15 protein-coding genes are annotated in these 14,183 nt (G+C 39.0%); 4 read left to right on the top strand and 11 right to left on the bottom strand.

Translation table 11 applies throughout. From position 1 onward, the window contains the following. Position 1: 1 nt before the first annotated feature. The 4 genes from ilvM (at position 2) to ilvA (ending at position 4,389) form a co-directional block, all read left to right on the top strand. Positions 2-220 (top strand): acetolactate synthase 2 small subunit, encoded by a 219-nt coding sequence (ilvM, locus tag HMPREF2750_RS09225; protein WP_070583626.1) that lies wholly within the window; start codon positions 2-4, stop codon positions 218-220. Then, positions 220-855 carry a hypothetical protein gene (locus HMPREF2750_RS09220; protein WP_070583624.1) on the top strand — a complete coding sequence of 212 codons (636 nt, stop codon included), beginning with the start codon at positions 220-222 and terminating at the stop codon, positions 853-855. The genes ilvM and HMPREF2750_RS09220 overlap by 1 nt, the downstream gene beginning before the upstream one ends. A gap of 69 nt (positions 856-924) precedes the next feature. Beyond that, a complete protein-coding gene (ilvD, locus tag HMPREF2750_RS09215; RefSeq protein ID WP_070583622.1) occupies positions 925-2,763 on the top strand; it encodes a dihydroxy-acid dehydratase in 1,839 nt (612 codons plus the stop codon). Between the two features lie 84 nt (positions 2,764-2,847). After that, positions 2,848-4,389, top strand: coding sequence for a threonine ammonia-lyase, biosynthetic (ilvA, locus tag HMPREF2750_RS09210; RefSeq protein WP_070583620.1), 1,542 nt, complete (start codon positions 2,848-2,850; stop codon positions 4,387-4,389). 58 nt (positions 4,390-4,447) lie between these two features. On the opposite strand, the gene HMPREF2750_RS09205 is transcribed toward ilvA, so the two are convergent. The 11 genes from HMPREF2750_RS09205 to mnmG all read right to left on the bottom strand — a co-directional run bounded on the left by HMPREF2750_RS09205 (position 4,448) and on the right by mnmG (position 14,112). Beyond that, on the bottom strand, positions 4,448-4,876 hold the full coding sequence (locus tag HMPREF2750_RS09205) for a F0F1 ATP synthase subunit epsilon (protein ID WP_070583618.1): 429 nt from the start codon (positions 4,874-4,876) through the stop codon (positions 4,448-4,450). Between the two features lie 30 nt (positions 4,877-4,906). Then, entirely contained in the window at positions 4,907-6,280 is a 1,374-nt protein-coding gene (gene atpD / locus HMPREF2750_RS09200; RefSeq protein WP_049364245.1) for a F0F1 ATP synthase subunit beta, read from the bottom strand. A gap of 16 nt (positions 6,281-6,296) precedes the next feature. Continuing rightward, positions 6,297-7,166, bottom strand: a complete 870-nt coding sequence (gene atpG, locus HMPREF2750_RS09195) for a F0F1 ATP synthase subunit gamma (protein ID WP_005694946.1) — start codon at positions 7,164-7,166, stop codon at positions 6,297-6,299. An 18-nt stretch (positions 7,167-7,184) separates the two neighbouring features. Continuing rightward, positions 7,185-8,726 carry a F0F1 ATP synthase subunit alpha gene (gene atpA, locus HMPREF2750_RS09190; RefSeq protein ID WP_049365101.1) on the bottom strand — a complete coding sequence of 514 codons (1,542 nt, stop codon included), beginning with the start codon at positions 8,724-8,726 and terminating at the stop codon, positions 7,185-7,187. Between the two features lie 12 nt (positions 8,727-8,738). Beyond that, the gene (gene atpH, locus HMPREF2750_RS09185; protein ID WP_014064468.1) at positions 8,739-9,272 is read right to left on the bottom strand and encodes a F0F1 ATP synthase subunit delta; all 534 of its coding nucleotides are present in this window, start codon (positions 9,270-9,272) and stop codon (positions 8,739-8,741) included. Positions 9,273-9,284: 12 nt separating this feature from the next. Beyond that, entirely contained in the window at positions 9,285-9,755 is a 471-nt protein-coding gene (gene atpF, locus HMPREF2750_RS09180) for a F0F1 ATP synthase subunit B (RefSeq protein WP_005699161.1), read from the bottom strand. 49 nt (positions 9,756-9,804) lie between these two features. Beyond that, positions 9,805-10,059: a F0F1 ATP synthase subunit C gene (gene atpE / locus HMPREF2750_RS09175; RefSeq protein WP_005539567.1), complete on the bottom strand. Its 255-nt coding sequence runs from the start codon at positions 10,057-10,059 to the stop codon at positions 9,805-9,807. A gap of 55 nt (positions 10,060-10,114) precedes the next feature. After that, entirely contained in the window at positions 10,115-10,903 is a 789-nt protein-coding gene (atpB, locus tag HMPREF2750_RS09170) for a F0F1 ATP synthase subunit A (RefSeq protein ID WP_014064469.1), read from the bottom strand. 23 nt (positions 10,904-10,926) lie between these two features. Then, entirely contained in the window at positions 10,927-11,301 is a 375-nt protein-coding gene (locus HMPREF2750_RS09165; RefSeq protein WP_070583617.1) for an ATP synthase subunit I, read from the bottom strand. 140 nt (positions 11,302-11,441) lie between these two features. Further along, complete coding sequence (gene rsmG, locus HMPREF2750_RS09160; RefSeq protein ID WP_070583615.1) at positions 11,442-12,053, bottom strand: 16S rRNA (guanine(527)-N(7))-methyltransferase RsmG; 612 nt, start codon at positions 12,051-12,053, stop codon at positions 11,442-11,444. Positions 12,054-12,222: 169 nt separating this feature from the next. Next, the gene (mnmG, locus tag HMPREF2750_RS09155) at positions 12,223-14,112 is read right to left on the bottom strand and encodes a tRNA uridine-5-carboxymethylaminomethyl(34) synthesis enzyme MnmG (RefSeq protein ID WP_070583613.1); all 1,890 of its coding nucleotides are present in this window, start codon (positions 14,110-14,112) and stop codon (positions 12,223-12,225) included. Positions 14,113-14,183 lie beyond the last annotated feature (71 nt).

The following is a 14,183-nucleotide window of genomic DNA, read 5'->3' as shown; positions in this document are numbered from 1 at the left end:
GATGAACCAATATACTTTTGACTTGATCGCTCAACATCGCCCAGAGGTTTTAGAACGTGTATTACGCGTTATTCGTTTACGTGGCTTCACTGTGACTAATATGGATATGGCATTGGTAGATACTCAAGTGCGGTTAAAAATCACTGTAAAATCTGACCGCACTTTTGATCTGTTGGTGAATCAGTTAGCAAAATTGCCGAATGTTATAGAAATAAAATAATGAAAAAATTTATCTTACTTGTCATTTCTATTTTATTTGTATTTGGATGTACAACAATACAAGAAAAAGAAATATCTAAGCAAACAGAGGTGATTCAAGCCTTTTTTATTGCAAATAATAATATTTATGCTGTAGGAGATTTAAATAGCTATCAGTTCTCTTCTTCTAAATCAGAAGATGTGCAAAATTTCATTAATTTTTTAAATTCTAAAGATATGAAAGCTTTTAAAGAAGCACGCATAGATCGTATTGAAAAAAATAGTGAAGATAACAAAATTAAGGCATTGATATTTATTGAACTTGATAGCAAAAAATTGGCTAAAAAAGAGATAGAAAGTTTATTTAATAAACGTGATGTTTACAAATCATCTGAGGGAAATCCTGACTTACTTTTTGAAATAAGTCATGGTGAGCTTGTAAAACTTCAGAATAAAGATGAGATATTAATTAAAGGAAAGCTATCTAAACCATTAAAAACAAATTTTATTGAATATAAAAAATCAACAAGTTTTGATTATGAAGGAACCTCAGATGGAGCTTCAATGGCTTTAGTTTGGGGAGGTGTTGCTATTCTTATGATTCCATTAGCAATTATTACATTACCATTTCAAGCTGTAGATTCTTTATCTAAATAATTGTATTTATAAACTTAATTATATCGAATAATTCAACGAACCCTAAAAATTTACTTGGAGAGATTATTTATGCCAAAACTACGTTCAGCGACCAGTACTCAAGGTCGTAATATGGCAGGTGCACGTGCCTTATGGCGTGCAACAGGGATGAAAGAAAATGACTTTGGTAAACCGATTATTGCGGTGGTGAACTCATTCACCCAATTCGTACCAGGGCATGTTCATTTAAAAGATATGGGTCAGCTGGTTGCCGCTGAAATTGAAAAAGCTGGTGGCGTAGCAAAAGAATTCAATACTATCGCAGTAGATGACGGTATCGCGATGGGCCACGGCGGGATGCTTTATTCCTTACCAAGCCGTGATTTAATCGCAGACAGCGTAGAATATATGGTTAATGCTCATTGTGCAGATGCAATGGTGTGTATTTCCAACTGTGACAAAATCACCCCAGGAATGTTGATGGCCGCAATGCGTTTAAACATTCCAACCATCTTCGTTTCAGGTGGTCCGATGGAAGCGGGTAAAACCAAACTTTCCGACCAGCTCATCAAATTAGACTTAATTGATGCCATGATCCAAAGCGCTGACGTGAATGTCAGCGATAAAGATGTTGATGCCATTGAGCGCAGCGCTTGTCCAACCTGTGGTTCTTGCTCAGGGATGTTCACTGCTAACTCAATGAACTGCTTAACCGAAGCCTTAGGTTTATCTTTACCAGGCAATGGCTCGATGTTGGCGACCCATGCTGACCGTAAAGAATTATTCTTACAAGCAGGTCGTCAAATTGTTGAGCTTTGTAAACGCTATTACGAGCAAGACGATGAAAGCGTATTACCACGTTCAATCGGCACCTTTGAAGCCTTTGAAAATGCAATGAGTTTAGATATTGCGATGGGTGGTTCAAGTAATACCGTTTTACACTTATTAGCGGCTGCTCAAGAAGCTGGTGTAGACTTCAAAATGTCGGATATTGACCGCTTATCACGCGTTGTGCCTTGCTTAAGCAAAATCGCACCAAACACCAATAAATACCACATGGAAGATGTACACCGTGCAGGTGGCATTATGGGCTTATTAGGTGAATTAGATCGCGCAGGATTAATCCACCGTAACACCAAAACTGTGTTAGGTATGACTTTAGAAGAGCAATTAAATCAATACGATATCATTCGTAATAAAGATGAAGAACTACATAAATTCTTCCGTGCAGGTCCGGCAGGTATTCGCACCACGCAAGCCTTCTCGCAAGATTGCCGTTGGAATAGCGTAGATGATGACCGTGTAGGCGGTTGTATTCGTAATAAAGAAAATGCGATTTCTCAAGAAGGCGGCTTAGCCGTATTGTTCGGTAACATCGCTAAAGATGGTTGTATCGTAAAAACTGCGGGTGTGGATGAATCTATCTGGAAATTCACTGGCCGTGCAATCGTATTTGAAAGCCAAGAAGATGCAGTAGCTGGTATTTTAGGTGGCAAAGTGAAAGAAGGCCATGTGGTAGTCATCCGCTACGAAGGTCCAAAAGGCGGCCCTGGCATGCAAGAAATGTTGTATCCAACCAGCTACTTAAAATCCATGGGCTTAGGTAAAAAATGTGCTTTATTAACAGATGGTCGTTTCTCTGGCGGTACATCTGGTTTATCTATTGGTCACGCTTCTCCTGAAGCAGCTTCTGGCGGTGCGATCGGCTTAGTACATGATGACGATATTATCGAAATCGATATTCCAAATCGCGCGATTAATCTCAAAGTCAGCGATGAAGAATTAGCAAAACGCCGTACCGAGCAAGATGCCAAAGGCTGGCAACCAGCTCACCGTGAACGTGAAGTGTCCTTCGCTTTAAAAGTGTTTGGCCACTTTGCCACTTCTGCGGATAAAGGTGCCGTTCGTGATAAAACACTTTTAAAATAGTGTCTGATTCTCCCTCTCTTTTATGAGAGGGAGAAATAAAACAAAGAAAAAATTACCCGCACTTCATCATAAACAACAAATACCATGAAAAACCTACTCACCAATCCTCAACCCTCTCAATCGGATTACATTAACGCGATTGTCAAACTTGGCTCCAGAGTATATGAAGCCGCTACCGTAACGCCACTACAAAAAATGGGCAAATTGTCTGATCGCCTACATAATAATATTTGGATTAAGCGTGAAGACCGCCAGCCAGTAAATAGCTTTAAACTACGTGGTGCCTATGCAATGATTTCCAGCCTTTCTGATGAACAAAAACAAGCAGGTGTCATTGCCGCTTCTGCAGGTAACCATGCACAAGGTGTTGCTTTATCCGCTAAACAACTCGGCTTAAAAGCATTAATTGTGATGCCACAAAATACACCGAGCATTAAAGTGGATGCTGTTCGTGGTTTTGGTGGCGAAGTGCTGTTACACGGAGCCAATTTTGATGAGGCTAAAGCCAAAGCCATTGAGCTTTCAAAATCTAAGCATATGACATTTATTCCGCCGTTTGATCATCCATTGGTTATCGCAGGTCAAGGCACATTGGCGATGGAAATGTTGCAACAAGTTGCCGATTTAGATTATGTCTTTGTGCAAGTCGGAGGCGGTGGTCTCGCCGCTGGCGTAGCCATTTTGCTCAAACAATTTATGCCGGAAATTAAAGTCATTGGTGTCGAGTCCAAAGATTCAGCTTGTTTGAATGCAGCCTTAGAAAAAGGTGGACCTACCGATTTATCACATGTTGGCTTATTTGCCGATGGCGTAGCAGTAAAACGTATTGGTGACGAAACATTCCGTTTATGCCAAAAATATTTAGACGGTATGGTATTAGTAGACAGCGATGAAGTTTGCGCAGCAATGAAAGATTTATTTGAAAACGTGCGTGCTGTCGCAGAACCTTCTGGCGCCCTAGGATTAGCTGGTTTGAAGAAATATGTGAAACAAAACAATTTGGAAGGTAAAAATATGGCAGCAATTTTATCTGGTGCTAACCTTAACTTCCATACATTGCGTTATGTTTCAGAACGTTGTGAAATTGGTGAAAACCGTGAAGCTTTACTGGCTGTAACCATGCCTGAACAACCAGGTAGTTTCTTAAAATTTGCTCATGTTATTGGTAATCGTGCAGTAACAGAATTCAGTTATCGTTATGCAGATAATCAAAAAGCCTGTATTTTCGTTGGTGTGCGCACGGCTAATGAAGCTGAAAAATCGGAAATTATTGCTGATTTAACGAAAAACGGCTTTGATGTAGAAGATATGTCTGATGATGATATTGCGAAAACTCACGTGCGTTATTTAATGGGTGGACGAGTTTCTAATCATCATGAACGACTTTATAGCTTTGAATTTCCAGAACAAAAAGGCGCTTTACTTAAATTCTTAGAAATTTTGGGTAAACGTTGGAATATTTCATTATTCCATTATCGTGCACATGGAGCTGATTATGGTAATATTCTTGCGGCTTTCCAATTAAGCGAAAAAGATAACGCAGAATTTGAACAAGCTTTAGCAGAACTCGGTTATGTTTATGAAGATGTAACTGAAAGTAAAGCGTATCGATATTTCTTACGATAGAAAAACAAAAAGAGCGGTCAAAATAACCGCTCTTTTTTATTATTAAAAAATTAAAAACTTATCGTTTTGATTTAACAAGTCTTTCAGTAAGTTCGTAAGCACGAAGTTTTGCCAACTCTTTAGAAAGTTTAGCTACAAGTAAATCATGATCCACATCAACAGCGTGATTCACAATATTTTCTTCCGCTTTACGTTTTGCTTCACGAATACGATCTGCATCTAACTCGCTACCGCGAATTGCAACATCGGCAAGTACCGTTACTACTTTAGGTTGAACTTCTAAAAAGCCACCTGAAACATAGATAACTTCTTCATTGCCATCTTCAAGGGTGAGTTTAACAATCCCTGGCTTAATCGCCGTCATCAAAGGGGTGTGGTTTGGTAAAATACCAAGTTCACCTTCCACACCTGTTGCTTGGATTTGTTTCACAGCACCTTCAAAGATTTTTCGTTCTGCGCTGACTATTATTAGGTTAAATGTCGCCATTTTTGTTCTCCTTCAAATGACTTGAAGTGATTACATATTTTTGGCTTTTTCTAGCGCTTCGTCGATTGTACCGACCATGTAGAACGCTTGTTCTGGAATATGGTCGTATTCGCCGTTTAAAATACCTTTAAAGCCGCGGATAGTTTCTTTTAAAGAAACGTATTTACCTGGAGTACCGTTAAATACCTCAGCAACGAAGAATGGTTGTGATAAGAAACGTTCAATTTTACGTGCACGTGCTACCACAAGTTTGTCATCTTCAGATAACTCGTCCATACCAAGAATTGCGATAATATCTTTTAATTCTTTATAACGTTGTAAGATACCTTGTACGCCACGTGCTACATCATAGTGCTCTTGACCAACAACGAGTGGGTCTAATTGGCGTGAAGTTGAATCTAATGGATCAACCGCAGGATAAATACCTAAAGACGCAATTTGACGACTTAATACAACTGTTGAGTCTAAGTGCGCAAAGGTTGTTGCCGGAGATGGGTCGGTTAAGTCATCCGCAGGTACGTATACCGCTTGTACAGAGGTGATAGAACCTGTTTTGGTTGAAGTGATACGTTCTTGTAACACACCCATTTCTTCTGCTAATGTCGGTTGGTAACCTACCGCAGATGGCATACGACCTAATAACGCAGATACTTCAGTACCAGCAAGAGTATAACGATAGATATTATCTACGAAGAATAATACATCACGACCTTCATCACGGAATTTTTCAGCCATAGTTAAACCGGTTAACGCAACACGTAAACGGTTACCTGGTGGCTCATTCATTTGCCCGTAAACTAATGATACTTTATCCAATACGTTAGAATCTTTCATTTCATGATAGAAGTCGTTACCTTCACGAGTACGCTCACCTACACCCGCAAATACAGAGTAACCTGAGTGCTCAATCGCAATATTACGGATTAATTCCATCATGTTAACGGTTTTACCTACACCTGCACCACCGAATAGACCCACTTTACCACCTTTTGCGAATGGACAAATTAAGTCGATAACTTTGATACCGGTTTCTAATAATTCCGTACTGTTAGATTGTTCTTCATAGCTTGGTGCTGGACGATGGATAGCCCAATTTTCTTCCGCGCCAATTTCACCTTGCTCATCGATTGGTTCACCCAATACGTTCATAATACGGCCTAAAGTTTTAGTCCCTACTGGAACTTGAATCGGGTTACCCGTATTTTCTACTTTTAAGCCACGTTTTAAGCCGTCAGATGTACCTAATGCGATACAGCGAACTACACCGCCACCTAATTGTTGTTGAACTTCAAGGGTTAAACCTGATTCAACTTTTAATGCATCGTAAACTTTTGGTACTGCATCTTGTGGGAATTCAACGTCAATCACCGCACCGATGATTTGTACAATTTTTCCTGCTGACATTACCGTTCCTCTTTCATTAAATCGCTGCCGCGCCGGCGACGATTTCGTTTAATTCATTTGTAATACTTGCTTGACGGGCTTTATTGTAAACTAATCGCAAGTCATTGATTAAATTACCTGCATTATCAGTTGCCGCTTTCATTGCTACCATTCTAGCAGCTTGCTCGGAAGCAAGGTTATCTACCACAGATTGATACACTTGTGATTCCAAATAACGAGTAAGCAAACTGTCTAATAAGACTTTTGGCTCTGGCTCGTAAAGGTAATCCCAAGTGCTTTGTCTTTGCTCTAAATTATCGGTTTCTAATGCCGGTAATGGTATTAATTGTTGATAAACAGGTTTTTGCGCCATTGTATTAACGAATTTATTGTAGGCAATATAAACTGCGTCTACTTCTTCGTCTTTATAGCTACCAAACATACCGTTTGCAACACCAATTAAATCTTCCATTGTCGGATTATCACCCAAACCGGAAAGTTGTGCACGAACAGGTAATCCTAATGAACGGAAGAAACTAATGCCTTTCGAGCCAATTAAACCCAATTCAACATTAACACCTTTATCTTTCCATTGTTTGATTTCTGTCATGACGGTTTTAAACAAGTTAATGTTCAAACCACCACACATTCCGCGGTCAGTCGAGACCACTAAGATCCCGACTTTTTTTACTTCGCGTTGAATTAAAAATGGGTGTTTATAACCAACACTTGCTTTAGAGACGTGGCTGATAACATTTCGTATTGTTTCAGAATACGGACGAGAAGCCGACATACGATCCTGCGTTTTACGCATTTTCGAGGTCGCCACCATTTCCATTGCCTTTGTAATTTTTTGTGTACTTTGTACACTGGCAATTTTGGTTTTTATCTCTTTTGCACCTGCCATCTTATTTCTCCGTTACTTTTACCACGCGCTGTTGGCTTTAAAGTTATCCAAAATCGATTTCAATGATGCTTTAACTTCATCATTGTAATTACCGGTTTTGGTCAATTCAGCCATAAACTCGCTGTGGTTACGGCGAGCGTAATCTAAAAGTGCAGCTTCAAAACTTGCAATTTTTTGCAATTCCACATCTTCTAAATAGCCAAACTCAACCGCGAAAAGCAACACAGATTGCTCTGCTACGCTAAGCGGTACATATTGTTTTTGTTTCAATAATTCAGTGACTTTTTCACCGTGAGAAAGTTGTTTGCGGGTAGCATCATCAAGGTCAGATGCGAACTGAGCAAACGCCGCTAATTCACGATATTGAGCTAATGCGGTACGGATACCACCAGCTAATTTTTTCACTACTTTAGTTTGTGCAGAACCACCCACACGAGATACCGAAATACCAGGGTTTACCGCTGGACGAATACCAGAGTTAAATAAGTTAGATTCTAAGAAAATCTGACCATCGGTAATCGAAATTACGTTGGTTGGAACGAATGCTGAAACGTCACCTGCTTGAGTTTCAATAATTGGAAGAGCGGTTAAAGAACCTGTTTTTCCTTTTACTGCACCTTGAGTGAATTTTTCTACGTATTCTTCATTTACACGCGCTGCACGTTCAAGTAAACGTGAGTGTAGATAGAATACGTCACCTGGATAGGCTTCACGACCTGGTGGACGACGTAATAATAATGAAATTTGACGATAAGCAACGGCTTGTTTTGATAAGTCATCGTAAACGATTAACGCATCTTCACCGCGATCACGGAAATATTCACCCATTGCACAACCAGCGTAAGGTGCTAAATATTGTAACGCAGCTGATTCAGATGCTGATGCTGCAACAACGATTGTGTTTTCAAGCGCACCGTGCTCTTCTAATTTACGCACTACGTTTGCAATAGTCGACGCTTTTTGACCGATCGCTACATAGATACATTTAATACCTGAATCACGTTGGTTAATAATTGCGTCGATTGCTAATGCTGTTTTACCAGTTTGACGGTCACCAATGATTAACTCACGTTGACCACGACCGATTGGAACCATGGAGTCAACCGCTTTATAACCGGTTTGTACAGGCTGATCAACCGATTTACGATCGATAACACCTGGTGCAATGACTTCAACAGGAGAGAAACCATCGTTTTCAATTTCACCTTTACCATCGATTGGTTGACCAAGCGTATTTACCACACGACCTAATAAACCACGGCCAACTGGTACTTCAAGAATACGGCCAGTACATTGTACTTCCATACCTTCCGCTAAATCTGCGTAAGGACCCATTACTACTGCACCAACAGAATCACGTTCAAGGTTAAGTGCCATTGCGTAACGGTTGCCCGGTAAGGCGATCATTTCGCCTTGCATCACATCGCTTAAGCCATGAATACGAATAATCCCGTCGCTTACAGAAACAATAGTCCCTGTATTACGGGCTTCGCTCACCACGTCAAATTGAGCGATGCGTTTTTTAATCAATTCACTAATTTCAGTTGAATTTAGTTGCATCTTGTATTCCTCTTATAATTGCAACTCATTTGCGAGACGAGCAAGTTGTCCACGACTACTTCCGTCAATCACAAAATCTTCTGTACGAATCACTACACCGGCAATCAGTGAGCTATCTACATTGCAATTTAATTTCACTTTGCGAGCTAATCTTTTTTCCATTGCAGCTGCAATTTTTTCGATTTGTGTTGCATTCAATGGTTGTGCTGAAGTTACTTCAACTTCTGCAATAGCTTGGTGTTCTTCCACATAATGTTTAAATTCTTCAAACACGGTAGGAATCGCACTCAAACGCTTATTTTCAGCCATTAACCGAATAAGATTTTGCCCATATTGATCCAATTGTTCGCCACAAATAGAAATTACTGTATCAGCTAATTTCTGTGCAGAAAGAGAACTACTTAAGTAAGCTTTTACCGTTTCATCTTCAGCTACAGCTGCAGCAAAACCTAACATTTCAGTCCATTTTTCAACCGCACTTTGTTCAATGGCAAAGTCGAATGCAGCTTTTGCATAAGGGCGAGCTATTGTAGTTAATTCTGACATAAGCTAAGCCTCTTATAACTCTGCAACTAATTTATCAATAATGTCATTGTTTGCCGCTTCATCAATAGAACGACCCACAATTTTCTCAGCACCCGCTACTGCTAATGAAGCCACTTTAACACGTAATTCTTCTTGAACACGTTTACGTTCTGCTTCTACTTCAGCATAACCTTGAGCAATAATTTTTGCTTTTAGTTCTTCAGCTTCTGCCTTCACTTCGTCTAACACTTCATTGCGACGTTTATTCGCAGCATCTAAAATTTCTTGAGCTTGTACTTTGGCAGATAAAAGTTCTTGTTCAACAAGATTTTTAGTATCTGCTTGCTCTTTTTTCGCTGCTTCAGCTGACGCTAACGCGTTCGCAATTTGGCTTTGACGTGTTTCAATCGCATTAATAATTGGTGGCCAAACAAACTTCATGCAGAACCACACGAAAAGTGCGAACGCAATAAGTTGACCAATCAATGTTGCATTTAAATTCACAACGTCCTCCTTACTATGCTTGTTTTACGTTGATAAGCAAATAAGGTGATTATTGTAATAAACCGATGAATGGGTTTGCGAAAATGAAAAGTAATGAAATACCAACAGCAATCATTGCAATCGCATCCAAAAGACCAGCCACGATAAACATTTTAGTTTGTAGGCTAGATGCTAATTCAGGTTGGCGAGCAGATGATTCTAAGAATTTACCACCTAAGATCGCAAAGCCGATTGCAGTACCTAATGCAGCAAATGCAAGAAGAATTGATGCACCAATGATTGTCGCTGTAATTACAGTTTCCATAATGTTCTCCAATAGATAGAAGTTAAGTTTAGCCCTAGAGCCGGTTAATAAAAAATTAATGTTCTGCTTTGTTATAAGCAATACTTAAATAAACCACCGTTAACATCATAAAGATGAATGCTTGTAACGTAATAACCAAAATATGGAAAATAGCCCAAGCTAGGTGTAATGGGATTCCCAATGCTGCAATGGCCACATTTGCAGAGTACATCACAGCGATAAGAATAAAGATTAATTCCCCTGCATACATATTACCGAAAAGACGGAAAGCAAGAGAAATAGGTTTAGCTAATAAAGTTACTGTTTCAAGAATAAAGTTTACAGGAATAAACGCCCAATGATTAAAAGGGTGGAGTGTATATTCTTTAACTAAACCACCAAAACCTTTTGATTTAATTGTATAGAAAAGAATAAGGAAGAATACACAGATTGACATACCTAATGTTGCACTAATATCTGCTGTTGGTACTGCTCTTAAATAATGAATACCAAAAAGACCGGCAAATTGAGGAAGAAAATCAACTGGGATTAAGTCAATAGCATTCATAATAAATACCCAGCAGAAAATGGTTAAAGCAATTGGTGCGACCACATTACGCGGACCATGAAAGTTTTCTTTCACAATGCCATCAACCCAACCTACAACAATTTCAACCAAACATTGCATTTTGCCTGGTACGCCTGTAGTGGCATTTTTTGCAACACGAGAAAAGATAAACAAGAAAATCACTGCCGATACAATTGAGAAAAAAAGCGTATCGAAGTGAACGTTCCAGAAACCATCACCTGTCTTCAAGAAAGACAAGTGGTGACTAATATATTCGGAAGTTGTTTGTCCAGACATAGTCAACCCTTTGTAGAAAAAAATTAAGATCTATTTAACAAAAACGGAATAAAATTATTCAACGCTAATGCTGTAAAAAAACCAACAAAAAACAAAATAAAATGCGAGATAGCAAGCCATTTAAAGGACATACCCACAAGCACAATCGTTAGAATAAACTTTAACGCTTCACCACGATAAAATGCCGTTAATTTTGTTGAAAAATCTTGTTTGCGAAAAAAAACAATATAAGCAAAAGCACAAAATGGTACAAAAGCACTGATAAATCCTAAACTAAAATCTACCACTCTTTCACCTTGCCAAATTGCAAGGAATAATCCCAAAACAACAAGACAAACCGACTCAATGATTATCGCCTTTTGATATCGATTTTTAGCCTGTGTTAAAACCTTAGACATTATCTTATTTTTTTAAAATACAAAAACTATCTAATTATACCCGTGCTACAAAGAGTTTCAACTTTTAAACCACTAAAAAATGTTAAACAAATCACACTTTTAAAAAATAATTAACAAAATAGTCATAAAAAAAGTGTGTTTTATCGTAAAACGATTAAATGTCGCTCACCTATAAGCTCTGGTACATGTAAAGTTATCACGTCTTTTACTTCGAATTTTTTGTCTAGTTCTTGAACTTCATCTTCGTGATAAATGCCTTTTAAGGCATAAAAATACCCATTTTCTTTTGGCAAATGATGGCACCAATCTGTCATATCTTTTAACGAAGCAAATGCACGACTTAATACACCGTCGAATTTTTGTTCAGGTTGGTATTCTTCGACACGGCTAAGAACGGGTTCTACATTTGTTAGTCCTAACTCACGTACTGCATTTCGAATGAAGCTAATACGCTTACCTAAACTATCTAACAAGACAAATTGCTTGGTAGGGTTAATAATGGCTAAAGGCAGGCCTGGCAAGCCTGGACCCGTTCCAACATCTATAAAACGATCCCCTTGTAAATAAGGACTAACAACAATACTATCCAAGATATGTTTCACTAACATTTCTTGTGGATCACGTACAGAGGTTAAATTATAAGCCTTGTTCCATTTATTGAGTAATTGTACCAACTTAATCAGCTGATCTTTTTGCAGATCGGTTAATTGAATTTCTGCTTGAGCCAGTAAATTTTCGAGTTTTGCTTTCATTTTTCTATCTATTTTATCTATTTGTTGCCATTCTACTTGAAAGTGCGGTTAAAATCCTTAGTGTTTTTATTTCAGCAAAAATTTAGCCTACCAATACATCTTTTTAATTTGTAATATAAAAAAGTGCGATGAAAATTCACCGCACTTTTGCTTTCAATACCTGAGAAGTTTATTCCCCACGTTTTAGCATGCCTTGTTTTTTCAAATTAACCAGAATAATTGAAATTGCTGCAGGAGTAACGCCTGAAATTCGGCTTGCTTGACCAATGGAAACCGGACGATGCTGTTCCAACTTCGCGCGTACTTCATTAGATAAACCAGACACTTTGCTGTAATCAAAGTTAGCCGGAATAGCTGTATTTTCATGGCGTTTTTGTTTTTCAATTTCTTCTTGTTGATGCTCAATATAGCCTTGATACTTAATAGCAATTTCTACTTGTTCTACGGCTTCTCGATCTTCCATTGCCGGTTTGTATGGCGTTAAAGAAGTCAAAATATCGTAAGTCATTTCCGGACGGCGTAATAAATCTTCACCATTGGCTTCACGCACAAGTGGGCTTCCAAGTACTTTATTCGCTTCTTCTAAATATTCAGAACGTGGATGCAACCAAATACTGCGTAAGCGTTGGCGTTCCTGTTCAATATTTTCCATTTTTTGATTAAAGCGCGCCCAACGAGCCTCATCAATCAAACCTAATTTATGGGCAATTGGCGTTAAACGAATGTCTGCATTGTCTTCACGTAATAACAAACGGTATTCAGCACGAGAAGTAAATACGCGATACGGTTCTTTGGTGCCAAGCGTGCAAAGATCATCCACTAATACACCTGTATAAGATTGATCGCGACGTGGATACCATGCCTCTTTATCTTGTACGTAAAGACCTGCGTTAATCCCCGCCAATAAGCCTTGTGCCGCCGCTTCTTCATAACCCGTTGTACCGTTAATTTGACCCGCAAAGAATAAACCCGAAATCGATTTAGTTTCTAACGTTGGTTTTAAGTCACGTGGATCAAAATAATCATATTCAATGGCATAACCTGGTTTAATGATGCGCGCTTTTTCCAAACCTTTCATAGAATTCACAATGCCCATTTGCACGTCAAACGGTAAACTGGTAGAAATCCCGTTTGGATACACTTCATTACTGGTTAAGCCTTCCGGTTCCAAATAAATTTGATGTGAATTACGATCCGCAAAACGCATCACTTTATCTTCAATGGATGGACAATAACGTGGACCGATCCCTTCAATCACTCCAGTATACATTGGACTGCGATCCAAGTTATTACGGATCACTTCATGGGTTTGTTCATTGGTATGGGTGATATAACAAGGAATTTGTTGAGGGTGATCAGATACCGATCCCATAAAAGAAAATACAGGTAATACAGCATCACCATGTTGTTTAGCCAATATATCAAAATTGATCGTGCGTGCATCAATACGCGGTGGCGTACCCGTTTTTAAACGATCAACACGTAAATTCAGATCACGTAAACGATGAGAAAGTGTAACAGATGCCGGATCACCAGCTCGACCACCTTCATAATGTTCTAAACCAATATGGATCTTACCCGCTAAGAAAGTACCGGCTGTTAAAATGACCGATTTAGCACAGAATTTAAGCCCCATTTTGGTTTCCACACCACAAATGCGATCTTGTTCAATTAAAATATCGGTTACTTCTTGTTGGAAAATATCTAAATTTGGTTGGTTTTCAAGTGCGATACGTACGGCTTGGCGATATAACACGCGGTCAGCTTGAGCACGAGTTGCACGTACAGCAGGCCCTTTACTGCTGTTTAAAGTACGAAATTGAATACCCGCCTTATCTGCAGCATGCGCCATTAAGCCGCCCATCGCATCCACTTCTTTCACTAAATGGCCTTTACCAATACCACCAATAGCAGGGTTACATGACATTTGTCCAAGGGTATCAACATTATGTGTCAATAACAGGGTTTTTAATCCCATACGTGCTGGTGCCAATGCGGCTTCTGTACCGGCATGACCGCCACCAACAACGATCACATCATAATTTTCGGTGTAAAACATATCTCTCTCTTCGTCTTCAATTTGATCTTCGATCTAAAAATAGGCGCTATTCTACTGAAAATTACGTGTGC

The sequence above is a fragment of the Haemophilus sp. HMSC066D02 genome, from assembly GCF_001810545.1.
GTDB lineage: Bacteria > Pseudomonadota > Gammaproteobacteria > Enterobacterales > Pasteurellaceae > Haemophilus_D.
The sequence above is the reverse complement of the archived record's forward strand: the minus strand, read 5'-3'. Positions and strand labels throughout refer to the sequence as shown.